Raw genomic sequence first — 19,918 nt, forward strand, 5'->3', positions numbered from 1 at the left:
CCCCCTGCCGGGTTGATTGACCGCCTCATCCGCCACGCTTACTGTAGAAGGCAGACCACACAGCGGGTCATCACGATTCGTGACTGCCCTGGCGGGCCTTTGAGTACCAGCAGGATGCCGTGGAAAAAACGTTGAATGCAGCCCTGTCCGAGCTTCGCAACGCCGTGAACGGCCTGGAAAACGCCATCGACATGCGCGTTGAACGCCAACGGGAAGCGGGCGACGTGGAAAACGAAGTGCGTCGCGTCCATGCCGATCGCGCACGCCTTGCACAGGAACTCGACCAGTCGGAATTTCGCGCGAACCGGCTGGAGGAAGTCAACCGTGAGGTCTCCCGCCGCCTGGTGACGGCCATGGAAACCATCCGCGCCGTTCTCGACCGGTAAGGCAGTCAGGTAGAGGGTAGAGTAACCGCATGGCGCAAGTCACAGTGATGATCGACGGCAAGGCCTACCGGATGGCCTGCGAGGAAGGGCAGCAAAGCCATCTGGAAGATCTCGCCGCGCGTTTCGACCGCTATGTCGGCCACCTCAAAAGCCAGTTCGGCGAAATCGGAGACCTGCGGGTCACCGTCATGGCGGGCATCATGGTGATGGATGAACTGACCGAAGCCGAACGACGCCTCGCAGCGCTTGAAAACGAACTTGTCGGGCTGCGCCACAGCCGTGAAGGCGCCGTCGAGCAACAGCTGCAGAGCGAGCAGGCCATCGCCGCCGCCATCGGCGAACTCGCCGCCCGCTTGAACGGCATTACGGCAAAACTCAACGCCCGCCCGCAGGCACCGACGAATTAACGTCTGGACCACTGGCGGCGACATCGTTCCTCGCCTATATTGCTGATGCGGTCTGCGCTTCCCGACAGGAACCACAATCCCTGGGGCCATACTCGATCCAAAGGGAGCTGTCCCTGACCAGGCCCGTGGGCTTGGACATATGGCGCCCACCTACGTTTGTAGGCACCCAGGATCGTAAACATCCATCGGTCGCCGTGGATCGCACCTTTCCCTCCTCCTGGTCAAAAGCTTCTCGCCTGTCAGCAGGTTTTTGCGCAGCTCGGCAGTCCTTCACTTGCTGGAGTGCCATGGCGACCCTTGACGGGACTCCCGCGAAATAGCGGCTCGGCCCGTTCTGTCGATAAATGCATGAAAAACACAGGGCTTTTGGCCGCGGCCCCTTGAAAGGCGCGGGTACTGACCCATTTCCCGCAACCAGGGGACAGGTTTTTCGCGTACCATGCCATTTTCAAATTCCAAGTTTGCACGCTCGTCGCTGCTGATGCTCATCATTGGCGCAGCCGTTCTTGCCGCCATCGTCGTTTCGTCCGTCGTGCTGTCACGCATGACGCAGACCTATTTCGACGACGTGGTGCGCCTTCGCGCACTGCGCAGTGCCGCGGCCGATACCATGCTCTATCTGCGCTCGGCGGAAGCCGGCCAGCGCGGCTATCTGATCACCGGCGACGAAAGCTTCCTGAAGCCCTACACGGCCGCCACTGAGGGCATGGCCGAGCAGCGGGAACGGCTGGAGAAAGCCTATACCGCCCAGACCGCCGTGCGCTTCTCCATGGACGAGTTCGACGCGCTTCTCGCCGAAAAGCTCAACGAGATGAAATCGACGGTCGATCTGGCCACCAGCGGCAAGTTCGACGCTGCGATCGACATCGTGCGCGATGCCCGCGGCCAGAAGATGATGGAGGACATCAGCAGCAAGCTTGCCGGCCTGATCAGCGATCTCGACCGCAAGCTGACGGCCGGCGTGCAGGAACTGCGCGACGTCGCCTCGATGCTGCAATGGTTCACCATCGGCGGCGGCCTGGTGATCATGGCCGTTGTCGGCGGCGCCATCGCCGTCGTCATGCAGCATGTGCGCGAGCTGTCGCGCGCGCACCGCGAGGTGGAGGAACTGAATGCCGGGCTGGAAGAGCGCGTCAACGAGCGCACCGACGACCTCATCCAGGCCAATCGCGAGATCCAGCGCTACGCCTATATCGTCTCGCACGACCTGCGCGCCCCGCTCGTCAACATCATGGGCTTCACCAGCGAGCTGGAACAGACGCTGAAATCCATCCGCAGTTACGTGCTTGCCGACGACATCGAGACGCTGCGTGAGGACGAACTGCGCGAGGCGCGGCTTGCGGTGGAGGAAGACCTGCCGGAAGCGATCTCGTTCATTCGCTCCTCGACGAAGAAAATGGACGGCCTCATCAACGCCATCCTGAAAATTTCCCGCGACGGCCGGCGCGAGCTGAAGCCGGAGCCCGTCAACCTGCAGTCGCTGCTGGAAGCCACCGCCGACAGCATCAATCATCAGGTGACCGAAGGCGGCGGCGAGGTGTCGATCGCGGTTGCGGCGGCCCGTCCGCTGATCACCGACCGCTTCTCGCTGGAACAGATCTTCGGCAACCTGTTTGACAATGCGGTCAAATACAAGGACCCTACCCGCGCGCTCAATCTGACCGTGCGGGCCTTTTCCGTCGGCCGGAACGCGCTGCGCATCGAGGTGTCTGACAATGGCCGCGGCATTGCACCGGAAGATCACGAGCGTGTTTTCGAGCTTTTTCGCCGCTCCGGCCTGCAAAACAGCCCCGGCGAAGGAATTGGCCTTGCACATGTGCGATCATTAGTCAGAAATTTAGGCGGGGAAATTACGGTCTCCTCCACGCTCGGCGGCGGATCGACCTTCATCATCCGCCTGCCGATGGATTTATCCCAGTATGTCAGGAGTGATGGGACATGAAGGCAGCAGGTCGCGAAGTGACGATCGTCATGGTCGAAGATGATGAGGGCCATGCGCGCCTCATCGAGAAGAACGTGCGCCGCGCCGGCGTCAACAACGAGATCGTGCCGTTCACCAACGGCAACGCGGCCCTCGACTACATTCTGGGTGCGGACCGCAGCGGCGACAATATCCAGAACCGCTACATGCTGATCCTTCTCGATCTCAACCTGCCGGACATGTCTGGCATCGACATCCTGGAAAAGGTGAAATCCAACGCGCATGCCAAGCGGCTGCCGGTGGTGATCCTGACGACGACGGATGACGAGCGGGAAATCCAGCGCTGCTATGACATGGGCGCCAATGTTTACATCACCAAGCCGGTGGATTACGACAGCTTTGCAAATGCCATCCGGCAGTTGGGCCTGTTCTTCTCCGTCATGCAAATACCCTGAACGTCCCGTGGAGCCGATGCCGCAGAAGACCATCCTATATGTTGACGATGACGTGGCGCTCGGGCGCCTCGCGCAACGGTCTCTCGGTCGCGTCGGCTACACCGTGCACCATGTCGTTGATAGTGAAAGCTGTCTGGCGGCCCTGGATGCGGGCAAGTTCGATGCGGTGGTGCTCGATCATTATCTGCGCGGCGAAACCGGGCTCGACATTCTGAAGGCCCTCAACGCCCGCGGACGGGTCGTTCCGACCATTTATGTCACCGGTTCCAGCGAAGCGACGATTGCCGTGGACGCGCTGAAGAACGGCGCATCGGACTACGTCATCAAGACCGTGGGCGACGAATTCTGGTCGCTGATGGACAGTGCGCTGGCCCATGCGATTGCAACCGCCGAGCTTCGCCGCGCCAAGGAGCGCGCCGAGCAGGAGATCCGCCTCGGCAAGGAACGAGCCGAGGTCCTGTTGGCGGAAGTCAACCATCGTGTCGCCAACAGCCTTGCACTGGTGGCGGCCCTCATCCGTTTGCAGGCTACCAACAGCCGTGACGAGACGGTGCGCGAGGCGCTGTCGGAAACGCAGGCGCGCATTTCCGCCATCGCCGGCATGCACCGCAGCCTCTACACCTCCGATGATGTGCGCCATGTCGAGATGGACAAATACCTCGGCACGCTGGTGCAGGAGGTGCAAAGCTCGGTCAATATCGAAAGCCAGGGCCCGTCGATCCGGCTTGAAGCCGAGCCGGTCTCGCTCACCTCAGACCGCGCCGTGTCCGTCGGCATGATCGTCACCGAACTTCTGACCAATGCCATCAAATATGCCTATCCGGCCGGCGTCGAGGGCGAGGTGCGCGTCATGCTCACCCGAAGCGGCGACAATCAGGCGCTGCTTGCCGTCGAGGATGACGGCGTCGGGCTGGTGGAAGGATCGAGCCCGAAAGGCACCGGTCTCGGCAGCCGCATCGTGCGCTCCATGGCCGCCACGCTCGGGTCGGCCATCCGTTACGTGCCCTCCGCTGTCGGCACGCGGGCGGAGCTCAGCCTTGAATTGGCCGCCGATGCCGGCTGATCCTGTTGCAATGGCAGGACCTGACCGTTAAGATTGCCGCAACGTCAGCCTGCCACCCCGTCAACCGCTGTTTCCGTGGGTTGTGGCCGGCAGGATCAGCCGGTTAGCGTGCTGATCCGGGATCGCCGCGTGTCGTGCGGACATGGTCCTTGACTGTAACCGAAGAGTGTCTCTTGTTAACCGAAATTCTGATTGTCGTCTGCCTTACCATTCTGAACGGCGTTCTTGCCATGTCGGAATTGGCGGTTGTCTCCTCGCGCCCCATCCGTCTGAAGATGATGGCCGAACAGGGCAATAAGGGCGCCACCATGGCGATGCGCCTTGCCGAAAACCCCGGCCGCTTCCTGTCCACCGTCCAGATCGGCATCACGCTTGTCGGCGTGCTGTCCGGCGCCTTTTCCGGCGCGACGCTTGGCGCGCGCCTTGCCGGCTGGCTGCAGACGCAGGGGCTCTCTCCTGCCCTTTCCGACGGACTTGGGGTCGGCACGGTTGTCGTTGCCATCACCTACCTGTCACTGATCCTCGGCGAACTGGTGCCCAAGCAGATCGCGCTTCGTGCGCCGGAAAATGTCGCGGCCCGTGTGGCGCCGGCCATGGTCGTGCTGTCGAAGGTGTCGCTGCCGCTCGTCTGGCTGCTCGATGCCTCCGGACGGGCCGTGCTGCGGCTTCTTGGCCAGCAGGGCCAGTCCGACGACCGGGTGACGGATGAGGAAATCCGCAGCGTTTTGGCCGAAGCCCATAGCGCAGGCGTCATAGAATCGGAAGAATCGGCGATGATTTCCGGCGTCATGCGGCTCGCCGACCGCACGGCGCGCGGCCTGATGACGCCACGCCGCGACGTCGAGGTGATCGACATTGAGGATGACCTTTCCGAGATACGCGAACAGCTGCGCAACACGCAGCGCTCCCGTCTTCCGGTCCGCAACGGTTCCTCCGACGAAATCCTCGGGGTATTGTTTGTCAAGGATGCCTATGAGGCCATCGCCCAGGGACTCGACCTCGATATCCGCAACCGCATGCGCGAGGCGCCGGTTGTTTCCGACCTGACCGGTGCCATCGACGTGATCCAGGGCCTTCGCCGCACATCCGCACAGATGGTGCTGGTCTATGACGAATACGGCCACTTCGAAGGCATCGTCACCTCCGGCGACATCCTGGAAGCCATTACCGGCGTCTTCGAGGAAGACAATGTCGAGGAACCCGCCGTGGTTCTGCGCGAGGATGGCTCCTATCTGGTGGCCGGCTGGATGCCGGTGGACGAGTTCGCCCACCAGATGGGCTTCACCATGAAGGACGATCCCGATTACGAAACCGTCGCCGGCTTCGTGCTCGATGAATTGAAGCACCTACCGCAACTTGGCGAAAGCTTTGTCTGGAACGGCTGGTCCTTCGAAGTGATCGACCTCGACGGCCGGCGCATCGACAAGCTGCTCGTGCGCAAATTGGCCGAGGACGCATGAGCGGAAGCGGCGCGGAAAAAGCGCAGCTGCGCAAGGAGAGGCTTCTTCAGCGCGACACGCTGTCAGAGGACGAGCGCATCGAAAAAAGCCTCGCCATCGCCGATCATGGCAGTGCCGCACTGCGGGACGAGGCGTTTGCCGTCGTCTCCGGTTTTCTGCCGATCCGATCGGAAGCCGATATCCGGCCGCTGCTCTCGACGCTGCGCCAGACCGGTGCCCGCATTGCCCTTCCCGTCATCCTCGACAAGGAAACCATCGTCTTTCGCGAGCTTCTTCCCGGCGCCGAACTGGTGCCGATGGGGTTTGGCACCTATGGACCGGGGCCGGAAGCAGCCGTGCTCGACCCCGACCTGATGCTGGTGCCGCTCGCCGCCTTTGATGCTAGAGGCCAGCGGATCGGCTATGGCGGCGGCTATTATGACCGCGCCATTGACCGTTTGCACAGAAAAGGCCTCTCTCCGCGCCTCATCGGCATTGCCTTCGATTGTCAGGAAGTGGCATCTGTTCCGGCAGAAACCCATGATGTCCGGCTGCACGCGGTCTTGACCGAAAGCGGCCTTCGACGCTTCAACCCTTGATCGGATCGGCATGCGACTTCTTTTTCTCGGTGACATGGTAGGCAAGACGGGCCGCACGGCCGTCTGGGATCGCCTGCCCGGCCTCGTCTCCGACCTCAAACTCGATTTCGTCATCGTCAACGGCGAAAATGCCGCTGGCGGCTTCGGCATTACCGAGGACATTTTTCTCGAAACCGTCAACGCCGGTGCTGACGTGGTCACCACCGGCAACCACGTCTGGGACCAGAAGGAAGCCGTGAGCTTTGCCGGCCGCCACGATCAGTTTTTGCGCCCGGCGAATTACCCGGCCGGCACGCCCGGTCGCGGCTCGGGCCTCTTCTATGCCCGCAATGGTGCGCGCGTGCTCGTCGCCAATGTCATGGGCCGCGTCTTCATGCATCCGGAACTCGACGACCCCTTCAAGAGCGCCGAAGCGATCCTTGCCGCCTGCCCGCTGAAAGAACAGGCGGACGCGATCATCTTCGACTTCCACGCCGAGGCGACCAGCGAAAAGCAGTGCTTTGGCCATTTCGTCGATGGGCGCGCAAGCTTCGTGGTCGGCACCCACACGCATGTACCGACCGCCGACCACCAGATCCTGAACGGCGGCACCGCCTATATGTCGGATGCCGGCATGTGCGGCGATTACGATTCGTCGCTCGGCATGGAAAAGGAAGAGCCGCTCAACCGGTTCATTTCCAAGATGCCGAAGGGCCGTTTCGAGGCAGCCAGCGGCCCGGCGACGATTTGCGGCGTCGGCGTGGAGATCTCCGACACGACGGGGCTTGCGGAAAAGATCGCGCCTCTGCGCATCGGTCCGCGCCTCACCGAGACCATTCCGGACTTCTGGCGCTAAAGGACAAGAAACGATGGGCCTCTTTGACGACGACCGCCCGAAAAAGCCGTCACAGCACGAGATCGGCAGCGATCTGTCGCTGCTGTCGGTCGAGGAGATCGACCTTCGGGTGGCGCTCCTTGAAGCGGAAATCCAGCGTCTTTTGGCGGAACGCAAGACGAAGGAGGCGGGCCGCAAGGCTGCGGACAAGCTGTTCAAGCTTTGACCCGCGTTCGCCGGGCAACGGCGCTCGCCTTTGCTGCTGAGGCGCGCTTTAAGTGGATATTAAGCATTTCCGGTAATTATGCAGCTGTCCGGTTCTGCCGGGCTCAGACGGTTTCTCCAGTCGGCGAATTGGTCTGATTCTCCCTGTTTTACCTTGAGAGCCGCTTTTGCGGCTCTTTTTTTATGTCCTTGTGGAAACTGTGGGAATTAACCCTTCCTTAAGAATTGCCTTGCGGATTTCCGCTAGTGGTATCATCTTCTGGGCATGAACGGCGGGGCGCGGAACTTTTTGCCCGCTTCCGTCATTGCTGAACAAGTGAATGCGTTAGCAGGATAATCTCGATGTCAGAACAGGTATTGAATACCGTCAGTTTCGCCGGCCGCGCCGCTAACTCGTCGCAGTTCAAGGCTCTGTATGCGGAGGGCATGTCGCTGGTGGAGGAGACCGCGGCCTATCTCGACGGTCCCGGCCGCGCTGCCTCGAAAGTGCTTCCGCGCCTTGCAACGGTGCTTTATGCGGCCGAATCCATGCGCCTGACGACCCGCCTGATGCAGATGGCATCCTGGCTTCTGCTGCAGCGCGCCGTCAACAACGGCGAAATGAGCCAGGATCAGGTCCTGTCGGAAAAGAGCAAGGTGCGCCTCGACGGCTTCAACGTCGACCGCATGGCACCGGGCTGGGGCGACCTGCCGGAAGCCTTCCGCGATCTCGTCGAGCGTTCGCTTCGCCTGCAGAACCGCGTGGCCATCCTCGACCGGGAAATCTACCGCCCGAACGACACCATCGTGCCGGACAACGAAAACAGCGTCCGCGCCCAGCTCGATCTCCTGCGCACCGCATTCACCAGCTAAGCTGGCATAGGGTTCGGGACTACGAAAAAAGCGGGCCCGCCCCGCTTTTTTGATTCTTTCTCTCTGCAGTGAGACGCCGCCTCCCCTTTCAGGTCTTCGGCTTTGCGGTGTCGACCGAAACCGTCTTCGTTCCCGGCGCCTTGGCCGCCACCGATGCCGGCTTGACCACCGCCGGCAGATGCCGGTCCATCATCGCCATCATGTCGGCATCGCGCTCGCCCGCGCTCTTGCCACCGAGCACAACGCCGATCAGGTGATGGCCGGCGCGATCGACGGAGGTCACGAGATTATAGCCGGAGGCATCCGTATAGCCGGTCTTGATGCCGCTTGCGCCCGGATAGGCGTTCAGCACGCCGTTATGACCGCGCAGCTTCATGCCGCGAAAGGTGATCGTGCGGTTGGAGAAGAGCTTGAACTCCTCGGGAAAGTCGCGCATCAGCGCCAGACCAAGCTTGGCCATGTCTTCAGCCGTCGTCACCTGCTCAGGGTCGGGAAGGCCCGCCGGATTGCGGAACACGGTCTTCGACATGCCGAGCTGATGCGCCTTCTGGGTCATCAGAACGCCAAAACCGGCTTCCGAACCGCCAAGCGTCTCGCCCATCAGCACGGCCGCATCATTGGCCGAGAGCACCACCATCCCCAGCACCGCCTCGCGCACGGTGATCGTGCGGCCAGCGCCGACGGCGAACTTGAACGGCTCCTTGTTATTGGCGTTTTCCGACATCACCACCTTCTGGTCCCAGCTGAGACGGCCCTGATGCAGGGCCTCGAAGGTGAGATAGAGCGTCATCATCTTGGTGAGCGACGCGGGGTAGTTCAACTCGTCGGCATGATCCGACTCAAGCACCTTGCCGGTTTGCGCATCCATGAGAAACCGAGCCTGGCCGCTGAAGGCAGACGAAGTGCCGGCCGCCAGCAGGCAAAGGGAGAGAGCGGCGGAGGCGGCAAGACGGGAAAAGGACAGCATAAAAACCTCAAGACTACGCATCGCAGGCTTTCAAAAGCCGGCGGGAATACAGATGGGGAAACGAAAAAACCGCCCGAAGACATGATCCCCGGACGGTTTCAAATACATCATGCCAGCTGCACCGGGACAAGCCCGATGAGGCGGATCAGAGGCCGAGGCCGCCGAAACGCTTGTTGAACTTGGATACGCGGCCGCCGCGGTCCATCAGCTGCTGGTTGCCGCCGGTCCAGGCCGGATGCGACTTGCTGTCGATTTCAAGGTTCATGACAGCGCCTTCCGAACCCCACGTGGAGTAGGTTTCATACTCTTCGCCGTCGGTCATGACGATCTTGATCTTGTGGTATTCCGGATGGATATTGGCCTTCATGTCACTCTTCCTGCTGCGGGGTCCATTTGTCGCAATTGCAGCGAGAGACCCTGTCCCATAAATGAAGCCGCAGACCGGACCGGCCACGGCTTCCCAATTCGATGCGGAGCCTATACAGGAAGGTCTCCCAAAGCACAAGTACCCGCGCCCGCACTTGAAGGGCCAGAATACGGGGCCATCGTGAGCGATAGTCAGACCACAAACGACAAGAAACGCCGTTCTCCGCAGCCCCTTTTGCGGCTGATTCCTTACGTGTTGCGCTACAAGCCGATGGTGATGGCGGCCTGCGCCTTCCTTGCCATTGCCGCCGGCACGACGCTTGCCCTGCCGCTTGCCGTGCGCCGCATGATCGACCACGGTTTTGCCGCCTCCGACGGGACATTCATCAACAGCTATTTCGCCATGCTGCTGGCGCTTGCCGCCATGCTCGCGATCTCCAGCGCGCTGCGTTATTACTATGTCATCACGATTGGCGAGCGGGTGGTGGCGGATCTGCGCGGCGAGGTGTTTTCGCACGTAGCGTCGCTCTCGCCCTCCTTCTTCGACGTCAACCAGTCGGGCGAGATCGTCTCGCGGCTGACGGCCGATACGACGCAAATCAAGTCCGCCTTCGGGTCGGCTGCATCGCAGGCGCTGCGCAACATCATTCTCTGTCTCGGCGCCATGGCGATGATGATCTTCACCAGTCCAAAACTGTCGGCGCTGGTCCTGGGGGCGATCCCGCTCATCGTGTTTCCGCTGGTCGGCTTTGGCCGTTCGGTGCGCGGACGTTCGCGCGCGGCGCAGGACAGGCTCGCCGCAACCTCCGCCTTTGCCTCCGAAACCATCGCGGCCACCCGCACGGTACAGGCATTTGGCGCCGAAAAAGCCGCCTCCGCCCGGTATCAAGACGCAGTCGAACAGGCCTACCAGGCCGCCCGCACGGCCATCCGGTCGCGGGCGCTGCTCACCGGCTTTGCCATCCTTCTCATCTTCGGCAGCATTGTCGGCGTTCTCTGGTATGGCGCGCAGAGCGTTCTTGCCGGCACGATGAGCGCCGGAACGCTGGGCCAGTTCGTGCTCTATTCCGTCATTGCCGCAAGCTCGCTCGGGCAATTGTCGGAAGTCTGGGGCGAACTCTCGCAGGCCGGTGGCGCCGCCGAACGGTTGACCGAACTCCTGCGCGAGGTGCCGGCTATTCGCGATCCGCAGACGCCGCTTGCGCTGCCAGCCCCGGCGCGTGGCGAGGTGGTGTTCGATAGGCTCTCCTTCGCCTACCCCTCCCGGGTGAGCGGGATTGCCCTCAACGATCTTTCCTTTACCGTCCACCCCGGCGAAACGGTGGCGATCGTCGGCCCTTCCGGCGCGGGCAAGAGCACGGTGCTGTCGCTTCTCATGCGCTTCTACGATCCGACGGCAGGCGCCATCCGGCTCGATGGCGTCGATTTGCGTGAGGCCAAGCTGTCGGAGCTTCGGGCGCGTCTGGCCATCGTGCCGCAGGACGTGACGATCTTTGCCGCCTCGATCCATGACAACATCGCCTTCGGTCGGCCGGAGGCAAGCCGCGAGGCGGTGCGCCAGGCCGCCATTGCCGCCCAGGCCGACGAGTTCATCACCAAGCTCGACCAGGGCTATGACACGATGGCCGGCGAACGCGGCGTGACGCTGTCCGGCGGCCAGCGCCAGCGCCTCGCGATCGCCCGTGCCATCCTGAAGGATGCCCCGGTTCTCCTCCTCGACGAGGCAACCTCGGCGCTCGACGCCGAAAGCGAAACGCTGGTGCAGAAGGCGCTCGACGGGTTGATGGAGAACCGCACCACGATTGTCATCGCCCACCGCCTCGCCACCGTGCTGAAGGCCGACCGGATCCTGGTCATGGATGGCGGGTGCATTGTCGAGGAAGGCAGCCACAGCCAGCTGGTGGCACGGGGCGGGCTCTATGCCAACCTTGCCCGCCTGCAGTTCGATGCCGGCATGGAAGGCTTTATCGCAGCCCAATAGGGACATCAGCGATGCGGGGGCGCCGAGTGCCCCCCGGACATTGGGCGGCGCTCCCCCGCACATGCCCCTCACGGGAACATTGTGCACGACACCTTTTCCCTCCATTGTGAGATGGCAACATGTCGTCATCTCTGGGAGGAGTTTCCATGTCACTGTTGAAATCCATCGCCGCAGCCGCCGTCTTTGCCGGACTGCTTGCCGCCGGCTCGGCCCGGGCGGAATTTCCCGATCGCATGATAACGCTCGTCGTGCCCTTTGCGGCGGGCGGGTCCACCGATGTCGTCGCACGCATCATTGCGCAGCGCATGTCCACCGATCTTGGCCAGCAGGTCATCGTGCAGAATGTCGCCGGCGCAGGCGGCAGCCTCGGGGCCGGAAACGTCGCGACCGCACAGCCGGATGGCTATACGATCCTGATGGGCACCGTTGCCACCCACGCGCTCAATCCGCTGATCCTCAAGCAGAAGCCCTATGATGCAGAGAAGGATTTTGCGCCGGTTTCGCTTCTCGTCGTCGTGCCGAATGTTCTGGTGGTCAATCCGCAATTGCCGGTCAAGACCGTGCCGGAACTGCTGGCGCTCCTGAAGGCCGATCCGGACAAATATGCCTATGCATCGTCCGGCAATGGCACGCCGCTGCATCTGTCGGGTGAATTGTTCAAGAGCATGGCCGGCGTCAGCATGCAGCATGTGCCCTACAAGGGGTCCGGCCCGGCGCTCAACGATGTCATCGCCAATCAGGTCCCGATCATGTTCGACAACCTGCCCTCCTCCTCCGGCCATATCAAGGCCGGCACGCTGCGGGCGCTGGCCGTCACCACCCCCCAACGCGCGCCATCCTTCCCGGATGTCCCGACCATCGCCGAATCCGGCATTCCGGGCTACGAGACCTACACCTGGAACGCGCTCTTTGCGCCGGCCAAGACGCCGCAGCCGGTTGTCGCCCGGCTGAACGCCGCCGCCAAGGTGGCGATGGCCGATCCCGCGGTGGCGGAACGCATGAAGGAATTCAGCGCCACCATCGTCGCCTCCTCGCCGGAAGCGCTGGCCGCGCATGTGAAGGCCGAGATCGCCAAATGGACGCCTGTCGTCAAGAACGCCAACGTGCAGATGGATTGATCCCGGCAACCCGCTCGAGGCTGACGGCGCGGATTACCGTTCCGTCAGCTTCAGCTCGATACGGCGGTTCTGCGAGCGCACCTCCGGCGTATCCCCCTCGGCAATCGGCTGGTACTGGCCAAAGCCTGCGGCCACCAGCCGGTTTGCCGCAACGCCCCGGGAAATCAGGTATTTGACCACCGATGTGGCGCGGGCGGACGAAAGCTCCCAGTTGTCGCGGTAACGGCCGGCGCCGGAGAGCGGTGCATTGTCGGTATGGCCATCAACGCGCAGCACCCAGTTGATTTCCGGCGGAATTTCCTGCGCCAGTTCAAGGATGGCGGTCGCAAGCTTGTCCATTTCGGCGCGGCCGGCATCATCGAGATCGGCGCCGCCGACCGGAAACAGCACTTCCGACTGGAAGACGAAGCGGTCGCCGACGATGCGGATATTCTGGCGGTCCGAGAGAATTTCGCGCAAGCGTCCGAAGAAATCGGAGCGGTAGCGGTTCAACTCCTGCACGCGCTGGGCAAGCGCGACGTTCAGGCGGCGTCCAAGATCGGAAATGCGCGCCTGCGACGACTGGTCCTTGGCTTCAGACGCCTGAAGCGCCTGTTCGACAGCGGCGATCTGGGCGCGAAGGGCGGCGATCTGCTGGTTGAGCAGTTCCACCTGGCTCATGGCCCGGGCGCTCGCCTGCTGTTCCTGCGACAGCTGTTCGGTCAGCGCCCCGACCCTCGCATTCGCCGCATCGCTGGAACCTGCACCGCGGTCGAGAAGCGCCTGGAGGCGGGACCGTTCGGTTTCCGATTGCGTCAGCGAGGCCTGCAGGTTGGCAAGCGTATCTTCTGCATCCTGCTTGCCGCTTTTTTCCAGCGCCAGAAGCTGGGTCAGCTCGGCAATCTGGCTGTTGAGCTGGTTCAGGACCGTGTCGCGACCGGAAATCTCGCGGCCCAGAATGAACTGGGCGAGCACGAAGACGGTGAGCAGGAACATGATGGCCAGAAGCAGCGTCGACAGCGCGTCGACGAAGCCTGGCCAGTAATCGACGCCGCGTTCGCGCCGGCGGTTGCGGCCGAGCGCCATCGCTTACTTCCCCCCGATCTTGTCGGACAGGCGGTCGAGCGTGCGGCGCATGGCCTTCGATTCCTCCTGCTGCGCCTCGATCCAGTCACGCAGCATCTGCTGTTCGTTGCGCATGTTCTTGACCAGCCCCTGGATGCCTTCGGCAAGGCTGTTCATCGCGGCAAGCGAACGCTCGTTCTGCGCGGCTTCGGTTTTCGACTGGGAGGCGATCAGCTTGCGCAGCTGCTCAGCCACACGCCGCAGGTCTTCGCCCGCGCCATCGACTGTCGCAGCACTTGCCACCGGCAATTCCGCGCTCACTTCCGTGACGGAGGAGAGCCAGTTTTCCAGTTCGGTATAAAAACGGTTCTGGGCGCGGCCGGCCTGGAGATCGAGGAACCCGAGGATCAGCGAGCCGGAGAGGCCCAGCAGCGACGAGGAAAACGCCGTGCCCATGCCGGAAAGCGGCGCCGTCAACCCGGTCTTCAGCGCCGACAGGATATCGTTGTTGTTGCCGGAGCTCGGATCGAGCCCGCGGATGACCTCGCTGATCGAGCCGATCGTGCCGATGAGGCCCCAAAACGTGCCCAGAAGGCCGAGAAAGACCAGAAGGCCGATCAGATAGCGCGAGATGTCGCGCGATTCGTCGAGCCGGGTTCCGATCGAATCAAGAATGGAGCGCAGCATGTTGGTCGACAGCGCCAGCCGCTGGCTGCGCCCGAGAAGCGAGCGCATCGGCGCCAGAAGCCGTGGATCGCGCCCGACGCGATCGGCGCTGCCGGCGGCGCGGAACGAGTTGAACCAGCGCACTTCCGGAATGAGGCTCGCAACCTGCAGGAAGATCAGCAGGATACCGATCGCCAGAACCCCGACGATCAGGCCATTCAGGCCCGGATTGGTCATGAAGGCGGCATGCGCCTGCCGGTAAAGAATGGCGGCAATGAAGCCGACGATGATCAGGAAGATCATCATCGTCCACAGGAAAGGCACCGGATTGGACAGCTTGTAGGCCTGTGGACGGGGTGCCAGCTCTGAACCGTTCACATCCCCAAGGGTCTCGTTCGCCATGTGCCGCTGCCTCTTTCGCTTTACAACGCGGCGGAGGCTAGTGCAAAAATAAGACGAATTGAAGTGATGGCCACTCGGAAATCGTCGCAAGCCCCAAGGCTTTTACCCTTCATTCACCGCAGAAGCGAGGAATGCCCGATCAACGGGTGGGCACGGGACGGTTGGTCACTTCCACGAGCTGCTTCTGGATCAGCTCATTGCCGGCGACAACGGTTCCTGCGTCCATCATGTCGTTGCCACCCTTGAGGTCGCTGACAAAGCCGCCCGCTTCGCGGATGATGACAAGGCCTGCAGCCATATCCCAGGGAGAAAGACCGACTTCCCAGAAACCGTCGAGACGGCCGGCCGCCACATAGGCGAGATCGAGCGCCGCCGCGCCAAAGCGGCGCACACCGGCCACTTCGCCCATCACGTGGCGCAGTTCCACCAGGAACTTGCCGTGGTTGCCGCGGCCGAGATGCGGAACACCGCAGCCGATGACGCAATCGGACAGAACGCGGCGTGCGCCGACGCGGATGCGGCGATCGTTCAGGAAGGCGCCGCCGCCCTTTTCAGCCGTAAACAGCTCATCCGTTGCCGGATTGAAGATGACGCCGGCCACCACTTCGCCATTGCGCTCCAGCGCGATGGAAACGGCGAACTGCGGAATGCCGTGCAGGAAATTCGTCGTGCCGTCGAGCGGATCGACAATCCAGCGATGCGCGCCGTCCGTGCCCTTCTCTTCCTCGCCTTCCTCACCGAGGAAGCCATAGGTGGGGCGTGCCTTCATCAGCTCGTCATGGACGATCTTCTCAGCCTTCAGATCCGCCTGGGAAACGAAGTCGCCCGGGCCCTTCACCGAGACCTGGAGGTTCTGCACTTCGCCGAAATCACGCGACAAAGACTTGCCGGCCTTGATGGCGGACTGAACCATGACATTGAGAAGGGCTGAACGAGCCATTGGGGGATCCTTGCGGGTATAGGGCGGGTGTCCCTGTCGAACAGGAACGAACGTCGATCTGAACTTTCATGAATAGGCGCGTTCAGAACCACAAAAGCAGGCACAATTCAAGTCACGCGACCGGATAAGGCCGCAATCGGTGGCATTAGGGTGAATACCGGCCACCCCGGCGAAGGCTCAGCCGCGGCGAAAACGGTTGGCAGCGTCGATCGCCTGTTTCTGCTGATCCTCGTTGATGCCGAGGTAAAAATCCTCAAGAACCGGATCGGCAAGGCCGGCGCGGCGCGACAGCACATACCATTTGGCCGCCTCGACAGGATTGGGTCGGGTGCCGAGCGCATAGATATAAAGATGCGCAAGCTTGTTCTGGGCCACCACATTGCCGCGCGTGGCGGCGATCCGCAGCCATTCAAAACCCTGCTCGTAGTCGCGCGGGCCTCCGACTCCGTTAACGAACCAGATGCCGGCATCGAGCTGGGCCGTGTCATAGCCTGCCTTTGCAGCGCGCAGCAGCCATTCGCGGGCCTTGGCCTTCTTTTCCGGCGCAATGTCCTTCACCCCCTCATAGAGCTGCGAGACGGCGTATTGCGCGTCGGCTACGCCCTGTTCGGCGGATTTCTCGTAAAACGGCAGCGCCAGCTTCAGGCCCTTTTCACCGGGATTGTCGGCCACCAGGATCTGGCCCCAGTTGAACTGGGCCGATGCATTGCCGGCCTCGGCGGCGCGGCGCATGTAATCGTCTGCCTTCGCCTTGTCGCGCGGCACATTGCGCCCTTCCATCAGAAGCAGCGCATACTGGAACATCGCGGCCGGATCGCCGCGCTTGGCCGCTTCGCCATACCAGAAGGCAGCACCCTTCGCGTCATGCACGATGCCGAGCCCGCGGGTCATCATTTCCGCAACCAGCGTCTGGGCTGCCGCGTCACCGGCTTCTGCACGCGGCAGGGCCTTGTCGAGGGCGGTCATGTAACGGCCACGCTGATAGGCGCCATAGGCCTCGTCGATCGGGCCGTGATAGGCTTTTTCCGGCGGAACGGCGGGCAGATCAGAGCCCATGCGCTGGTAAAGCGTCACGCCGGAGGACGGGTAAGGATCATCGCTCGCGTTGGAGGATGCGCCATCCGGCGCGCCGGTGGCGTCGGCCGCACCCTTGTCCTTTGTCGCGTCAGCGCCATCGGCCGGCACCTTGCGCAAGGGATCTGCCCCGGACGGAACCGGGCGGGTCACCGCGCGCTCGGTTCCTTGCGCAAGCGCCGGCTGCACGCCCTCTTGCCCGCCGGCAAGGCAGGACAGGATGACGGGAGCGGTGATGAGCAGGCGGGATCTGAGGCGCATGCTGACCTTCAAGCGTCAAACCGTGGCGCTTTTTCGTCCAACAGTGCGTTGATTTCAGAGATAGCGGCCGCACTGCCCGCCGGATGATCGAAAACGGCGGAGCGAAGGGCGACGAATTCGGCACCGGTTTCGGCCACCTGCAGCACGGAGGCGATATCGGTGCCGCCCATCACGATGCAGGGGATCTCCACCATCGAAGCCCACCATTCGCCAAGCGCCAGGTTCTTCGGATGCGCCTCCGGCTTGATGTCGCCATCGAGCTTGCCGAAGAAGATGTAATCGGGGCGCGCCTCGCCCACTTCGAGAGCGGTGTGGCGGTCGCTTGCCCCGCCTGCGCCGACGATCATCTTCGGCGTGAATTTCTCGATCGCCTCCGCCAGCTCCTCGACCTTGCCGAGAATATGCAGGCCGTCGGCCTTGGCGCGACCGGCCACGCGACTGTCGCCGGCCACCAGGGCTGCGGCGCCCGCTTCCTGCACGATCGCCACAAGACCTTCGGCACGCTTCTGGAAGGAAACCTCGTCCAGACCGTATTGCGGCAGAATGACGGACGCGACATCGCCACCGCGCAGCGCATGCGCCAGCTTTTCGGACAGAACTGCATCGTCATCGGCGTCCGGCACGATCAGCACGAGGCGGCAGCGGTCTTCCAAAAGTGTCATGGCGTGTCCAATCTGGCAGGTGTCTGGCCGCGATCTGGCCAATGGCATGTCGGTGTCTGTTGCGGATCCGGGCCCGGATCGGACCGCCTGTCATAAAATGCAGGCTCGATCCGGTTTGGGGCTCGTCATCCCGTGCTAAGTCCGATAGACCGGTCCGGCCTTCCGATCAACTCCATATGCTGGCCCCCTGGCGCTCCATGCTTGGCTTCGACCTTCCCAGTCTCACCTTTTTTGCCGCCGCTATCCCAGCCGTGGCGCTGGTCGGCCTCTCCAAGGGCGGCCTTGGCGGCGCCTTTGCGCTGATCGGCGTGCCGCTGATGGCGCTGGTGGTGAGCCCGGTGGATGCCGCCGCCATCTTCCTGCCGATCCTCATCGTCATGGACATCGTGGCGCTTTACGCCTGGCGCAAACATAACGACCGAAAGCTGCTTCTGGCCTTCCTGCCCGGGGGCATGGTGGGCGTTGCGCTCGGCTGGGCAACCTCTGCCTATGTGCCGCCGGATGTGCTGCGCTTCGTCATCGCCGTGTCGATGATCCTGTTTGCCTTGCGCTATTTCTACCAGGTCTATGGTCCGGCCAAGGGCGAACTTCCGCCGCCGGCCGGCCACCGCACGGGCCCTGCGCTGTTCTGGGGCACCTTGTGCGGTTATGGCAGCTTCGTTGCCCATGCCGGCGGCCCTCCCTTCCAGATCTATGCGCTGCCGCTCAGGCTCGATCCGAAGGCCTATACAGGCGCCAGCGTGCGCTTTTTTGCCCTCGTCAATGCCATCAAGGTCATACCCTATGTGGCGCTCGGCGCGCTCGATACGAAGAACCTGTCGATTTCGATGACACTGCTGCCGGTCGCCCTTGTTGCCACCATGGCCGGCGCGGTGATCGTGCGGCGACTGAAGCCGGAGGTATTTTACCCGCTGGCCTATGGCCTCGGGCTTATCGCGGCGCTGAAACTACTGTGGGATGTGCTGCCCCATTAAAAAATCATACTAAAAATGATCTTTGATGCTGCGATGCACAAGAATAGTCTTGCCGGGCTACACTGTGTCGCGTAAGTTGCAATGCATGACGACGATTGATCCTTTCGCTGCTATTGCTGACCCGAACCGGCGTTACTTGCTGGAGGAGCTGAGGCGTGCCCCGCGCACCGTCAACCAGCTGGCGGAAGGCCTGCCGATCAGCCGGCCCGCCGTATCGCAGCACCTGAAGGCGCTGCTCGACAGCAACCTCGTCACAGTCACGGCGGAGGGCACGAAGCGGATCTACGCCTTGAACAGCAAGGGCTTCCAGAAGCTCAACCTCTGGCTCGATCAGTTCTGGTCCTGAGAGATGTTCTGGGGCGGGGCGTCGGGCTGCCGAAAAAACCGGTTGCGGCCCTCATCGCGGGTCTTTTGCAAATAAAACCGCCGCCTCGTATGGCCTGTGGCCTGGAGCGGGCGGCGGCTGGTCTTGATCAGTAACGCATGCAAGAACTCATAGGCTCTCGTCGAAAGATCAGTGTCGCGTGTCGGTCCTCAGCCGCTCCATTTGGTCCTTGATGCGCAGCTTGCGGCGCTTCAGGTCGGCAATATCCTTGTCATCAGAGGATGGGGACGCAAGAACAGCCTGGAGCTCCTCCTCAAGAGCACCATGCTTCTTTTCGAGCGATGCGATATGAGCCTGTATGGTCATGTGGCACGTCCTTCCCTTTTTGCCTGCCATCGGCTCTCCATGGGGCCGTGGCTTCAGGTTTGCGAAGGAATTGTGACACGATCGGAGTCCTTTGTCGAAGGCGAAATCGTGACATCTCCGCGGCAAATCGGTGCATGTGTTTAAGGGCTAATAAATGCTTGGAAAATTCTTCTCTTAGCCTGCCCCGCCTCGAAACAGGGGGAAGCGTTTACCCAATGCGACATTTGCCGTTGATTAATCGGCGCGTCTCTGGCTCGAATGGGGGCCGAGATTTGCCGCCCATCGCTCTAGTCGTTCTGAAGGTTTGATGGTAGGAGCTTGCGGGCATTCCCCGGCGAGACAAAGACCGGAATGAAGACAAGGGGACACGGGATCCATGGCCGATCAGGAACAGGCGGATATCAGGCTGACGCTGGCGCGGCTGCGTCAGGAACACGAAGACTATGACGCCGCCATCAACGCCATGATCCAGACAGGCTGCGAGGCGCTGCGTATCCAGCGCATGAAGAAGAAGAAGCTCGCCATCAAGGACAAGATGACGCAGCTCGAAGACCAGATCATTCCAGACATCATCGCGTGACGACAGAGGATGTAAGCGTGCCGCAAGAGAG

Annotated in this window: 23 protein-coding genes and 1 other RNA gene; 16 read left to right on the top strand and 8 right to left on the bottom strand. The window is 62.3% G+C overall.

Features of this window, described 5'->3' with window-relative positions:
* The first annotated feature begins 131 nt into the window (after positions 1-131).
* The 11 genes from ACEXP3_RS06990 (at position 132) to rcdA (ending at position 8,161) form a co-directional block, all read left to right on the top strand.
* Positions 132-386 carry a DUF4164 domain-containing protein gene (locus tag ACEXP3_RS06990; protein ID WP_210105674.1) on the top strand — a complete coding sequence of 85 codons (255 nt, stop codon included), beginning with the start codon at positions 132-134 and terminating at the stop codon, positions 384-386.
* A gap of 29 nt (positions 387-415) precedes the next feature.
* Positions 416-793, top strand: coding sequence for a cell division protein ZapA (locus ACEXP3_RS06995; protein ID WP_210105620.1), 378 nt, complete (start codon positions 416-418; stop codon positions 791-793).
* Positions 794-839: 46 nt separating this feature from the next.
* Positions 840-998, top strand: a non-coding RNA gene (gene ssrS, locus ACEXP3_RS07000) — 6S RNA.
* A gap of 234 nt (positions 999-1,232) precedes the next feature.
* Complete coding sequence (locus ACEXP3_RS07005) at positions 1,233-2,735, top strand: sensor histidine kinase (protein ID WP_377296617.1); 1,503 nt, start codon at positions 1,233-1,235, stop codon at positions 2,733-2,735.
* The gene (locus tag ACEXP3_RS07010) at positions 2,732-3,169 is read left to right on the top strand and encodes a response regulator (protein ID WP_210105618.1); all 438 of its coding nucleotides are present in this window, start codon (positions 2,732-2,734) and stop codon (positions 3,167-3,169) included. The genes ACEXP3_RS07005 and ACEXP3_RS07010 overlap by 4 nt, the downstream gene beginning before the upstream one ends.
* A gap of 16 nt (positions 3,170-3,185) precedes the next feature.
* On the top strand, positions 3,186-4,232 hold the full coding sequence (locus ACEXP3_RS07015) for a sensor histidine kinase (RefSeq protein WP_210105617.1): 1,047 nt from the start codon (positions 3,186-3,188) through the stop codon (positions 4,230-4,232).
* A gap of 188 nt (positions 4,233-4,420) precedes the next feature.
* Positions 4,421-5,692: a hemolysin family protein gene (locus tag ACEXP3_RS07020; protein WP_377296892.1), complete on the top strand. Its 1,272-nt coding sequence runs from the start codon at positions 4,421-4,423 to the stop codon at positions 5,690-5,692.
* Entirely contained in the window at positions 5,689-6,270 is a 582-nt protein-coding gene (locus ACEXP3_RS07025; protein WP_377296618.1) for a 5-formyltetrahydrofolate cyclo-ligase, read from the top strand. Before ACEXP3_RS07020 ends, ACEXP3_RS07025 begins: the two co-directional genes overlap by 4 nt.
* Positions 6,271-6,280: 10 nt before the next feature.
* Entirely contained in the window at positions 6,281-7,105 is an 825-nt protein-coding gene (locus tag ACEXP3_RS07030) for a TIGR00282 family metallophosphoesterase (protein WP_210105615.1), read from the top strand.
* Positions 7,106-7,118: 13 nt separating this feature from the next.
* The gene (locus tag ACEXP3_RS07035) at positions 7,119-7,310 is read left to right on the top strand and encodes a DUF1192 domain-containing protein (RefSeq protein ID WP_377296619.1); all 192 of its coding nucleotides are present in this window, start codon (positions 7,119-7,121) and stop codon (positions 7,308-7,310) included.
* Between the two features lie 341 nt (positions 7,311-7,651).
* Positions 7,652-8,161: a protease adaptor protein RcdA gene (gene rcdA / locus ACEXP3_RS07040; protein WP_210105613.1), complete on the top strand. Its 510-nt coding sequence runs from the start codon at positions 7,652-7,654 to the stop codon at positions 8,159-8,161.
* 88 nt (positions 8,162-8,249) lie between these two features.
* Here rcdA and ACEXP3_RS07045 read toward each other — a convergent pair whose 3' ends face one another.
* Positions 8,250-9,128 carry a D-alanyl-D-alanine carboxypeptidase family protein gene (locus ACEXP3_RS07045; protein ID WP_377296620.1) on the bottom strand — a complete coding sequence of 293 codons (879 nt, stop codon included), beginning with the start codon at positions 9,126-9,128 and terminating at the stop codon, positions 8,250-8,252.
* 145 nt (positions 9,129-9,273) lie between these two features.
* Positions 9,274-9,495: a 50S ribosomal protein L31 gene (gene rpmE, locus ACEXP3_RS07050; protein ID WP_210105611.1), complete on the bottom strand. Its 222-nt coding sequence runs from the start codon at positions 9,493-9,495 to the stop codon at positions 9,274-9,276.
* 180 nt (positions 9,496-9,675) lie between these two features.
* Between rpmE and ACEXP3_RS07055 the strand changes: the two genes are divergently transcribed.
* Complete coding sequence (locus tag ACEXP3_RS07055) at positions 9,676-11,475, top strand: ABC transporter transmembrane domain-containing protein (protein WP_377296621.1); 1,800 nt, start codon at positions 9,676-9,678, stop codon at positions 11,473-11,475.
* Between the two features lie 146 nt (positions 11,476-11,621).
* Positions 11,622-12,593, top strand: coding sequence for a Bug family tripartite tricarboxylate transporter substrate binding protein (locus ACEXP3_RS07060; protein WP_377296622.1), 972 nt, complete (start codon positions 11,622-11,624; stop codon positions 12,591-12,593).
* A gap of 33 nt (positions 12,594-12,626) precedes the next feature.
* On the opposite strand, the gene ACEXP3_RS07065 is transcribed toward ACEXP3_RS07060, so the two are convergent.
* From ACEXP3_RS07065 to ACEXP3_RS07085, 5 genes are all read right to left on the bottom strand, one after another.
* A complete protein-coding gene (locus tag ACEXP3_RS07065) occupies positions 12,627-13,658 on the bottom strand; it encodes a peptidoglycan -binding protein (protein ID WP_210105608.1) in 1,032 nt (343 codons plus the stop codon).
* A gap of 3 nt (positions 13,659-13,661) precedes the next feature.
* Positions 13,662-14,705 carry a flagellar motor protein MotA gene (locus ACEXP3_RS07070; RefSeq protein WP_210105607.1) on the bottom strand — a complete coding sequence of 348 codons (1,044 nt, stop codon included), beginning with the start codon at positions 14,703-14,705 and terminating at the stop codon, positions 13,662-13,664.
* Positions 14,706-14,844: 139 nt separating this feature from the next.
* Entirely contained in the window at positions 14,845-15,645 is an 801-nt protein-coding gene (locus ACEXP3_RS07075; RefSeq protein WP_210105606.1) for an inositol monophosphatase family protein, read from the bottom strand.
* Between the two features lie 177 nt (positions 15,646-15,822).
* A complete protein-coding gene (locus ACEXP3_RS07080) occupies positions 15,823-16,980 on the bottom strand; it encodes a tetratricopeptide repeat protein (RefSeq protein ID WP_377296623.1) in 1,158 nt (385 codons plus the stop codon).
* Positions 16,981-16,988: 8 nt separating this feature from the next.
* Positions 16,989-17,642, bottom strand: a complete 654-nt coding sequence (locus ACEXP3_RS07085; protein ID WP_377296624.1) for a thiamine phosphate synthase — start codon at positions 17,640-17,642, stop codon at positions 16,989-16,991.
* Positions 17,643-17,818: 176 nt separating this feature from the next.
* Here ACEXP3_RS07085 and ACEXP3_RS07090 point away from each other — a divergent pair, with 176 nt between their 5' ends.
* Together ACEXP3_RS07090 and ACEXP3_RS07095 are read left to right on the top strand one after the other, a co-directional pair.
* The gene (locus ACEXP3_RS07090) at positions 17,819-18,616 is read left to right on the top strand and encodes a sulfite exporter TauE/SafE family protein (protein ID WP_377296625.1); all 798 of its coding nucleotides are present in this window, start codon (positions 17,819-17,821) and stop codon (positions 18,614-18,616) included.
* Positions 18,617-18,701: 85 nt separating this feature from the next.
* A complete protein-coding gene (locus tag ACEXP3_RS07095; RefSeq protein WP_210105602.1) occupies positions 18,702-18,962 on the top strand; it encodes an ArsR/SmtB family transcription factor in 261 nt (86 codons plus the stop codon).
* A 168-nt stretch (positions 18,963-19,130) separates the two neighbouring features.
* On the opposite strand, the gene ACEXP3_RS07100 is transcribed toward ACEXP3_RS07095, so the two are convergent.
* Positions 19,131-19,307 carry a YdcH family protein gene (locus ACEXP3_RS07100; RefSeq protein WP_210105601.1) on the bottom strand — a complete coding sequence of 59 codons (177 nt, stop codon included), beginning with the start codon at positions 19,305-19,307 and terminating at the stop codon, positions 19,131-19,133.
* 376 nt (positions 19,308-19,683) lie between these two features.
* On the opposite strand from ACEXP3_RS07100, the gene ACEXP3_RS07105 reads away from it, so the two are divergent.
* The gene (locus ACEXP3_RS07105; RefSeq protein ID WP_210105600.1) at positions 19,684-19,887 is read left to right on the top strand and encodes a YdcH family protein; all 204 of its coding nucleotides are present in this window, start codon (positions 19,684-19,686) and stop codon (positions 19,885-19,887) included.
* Positions 19,888-19,918: the final 31 nt, after the last annotated feature.

It is taken from the genome of Neorhizobium fuzhouense, from assembly GCF_042611105.1.
Taxonomy (GTDB): domain Bacteria; phylum Pseudomonadota; class Alphaproteobacteria; order Rhizobiales; family Rhizobiaceae; genus Neorhizobium; species Neorhizobium galegae_A.

Bases quoted from the DNA above. Each gene is read 5' to 3' on its own strand.
- ACEXP3_RS07105 (WP_210105600.1), top strand. From the start codon at position 19,684: ATGGCCGATCAGGAACAGGCGGATATCAGGCTGACGCTGGCGCGGCTG.
- ACEXP3_RS07080 (WP_377296623.1), bottom strand. From the start codon at position 16,980: ATGCGCCTCAGATCCCGCCTGCTCATCACCGCTCCCGTCATCCTGTCC.
- ACEXP3_RS07085 (WP_377296624.1), bottom strand. From the start codon at position 17,642: ATGACACTTTTGGAAGACCGCTGCCGCCTCGTGCTGATCGTGCCGGAC.
- ACEXP3_RS07100 (WP_210105601.1), bottom strand. From the start codon at position 19,307: ATGACCATACAGGCTCATATCGCATCGCTCGAAAAGAAGCATGGTGCT.
- ACEXP3_RS07035 (WP_377296619.1), top strand. From the start codon at position 7,119: ATGGGCCTCTTTGACGACGACCGCCCGAAAAAGCCGTCACAGCACGAG.
- ACEXP3_RS07075 (WP_210105606.1), bottom strand. From the start codon at position 15,645: ATGGCTCGTTCAGCCCTTCTCAATGTCATGGTTCAGTCCGCCATCAAG.
- ACEXP3_RS07015 (WP_210105617.1), top strand. From the start codon at position 3,186: ATGCCGCAGAAGACCATCCTATATGTTGACGATGACGTGGCGCTCGGG.
- ACEXP3_RS07065 (WP_210105608.1), bottom strand. From the start codon at position 13,658: ATGGCGCTCGGCCGCAACCGCCGGCGCGAACGCGGCGTCGATTACTGG.
- ACEXP3_RS07005 (WP_377296617.1), top strand. From the start codon at position 1,233: ATGCCATTTTCAAATTCCAAGTTTGCACGCTCGTCGCTGCTGATGCTC.
- ACEXP3_RS07095 (WP_210105602.1), top strand. From the start codon at position 18,702: ATGACGACGATTGATCCTTTCGCTGCTATTGCTGACCCGAACCGGCGT.
- rpmE (WP_210105611.1), bottom strand. From the start codon at position 9,495: ATGAAGGCCAATATCCATCCGGAATACCACAAGATCAAGATCGTCATG.
- ACEXP3_RS07070 (WP_210105607.1), bottom strand. From the start codon at position 14,705: ATGGCGAACGAGACCCTTGGGGATGTGAACGGTTCAGAGCTGGCACCC.
- ACEXP3_RS07030 (WP_210105615.1), top strand. From the start codon at position 6,281: ATGCGACTTCTTTTTCTCGGTGACATGGTAGGCAAGACGGGCCGCACG.
- ACEXP3_RS07010 (WP_210105618.1), top strand. From the start codon at position 2,732: ATGAAGGCAGCAGGTCGCGAAGTGACGATCGTCATGGTCGAAGATGAT.
- ACEXP3_RS07060 (WP_377296622.1), top strand. From the start codon at position 11,622: ATGTCACTGTTGAAATCCATCGCCGCAGCCGCCGTCTTTGCCGGACTG.
- ACEXP3_RS06995 (WP_210105620.1), top strand. From the start codon at position 416: ATGGCGCAAGTCACAGTGATGATCGACGGCAAGGCCTACCGGATGGCC.
- ACEXP3_RS07090 (WP_377296625.1), top strand. From the start codon at position 17,819: ATGCTGGCCCCCTGGCGCTCCATGCTTGGCTTCGACCTTCCCAGTCTC.
- ACEXP3_RS07025 (WP_377296618.1), top strand. From the start codon at position 5,689: ATGAGCGGAAGCGGCGCGGAAAAAGCGCAGCTGCGCAAGGAGAGGCTT.
- rcdA (WP_210105613.1), top strand. From the start codon at position 7,652: ATGTCAGAACAGGTATTGAATACCGTCAGTTTCGCCGGCCGCGCCGCT.
- ACEXP3_RS07045 (WP_377296620.1), bottom strand. From the start codon at position 9,128: ATGCTGTCCTTTTCCCGTCTTGCCGCCTCCGCCGCTCTCTCCCTTTGC.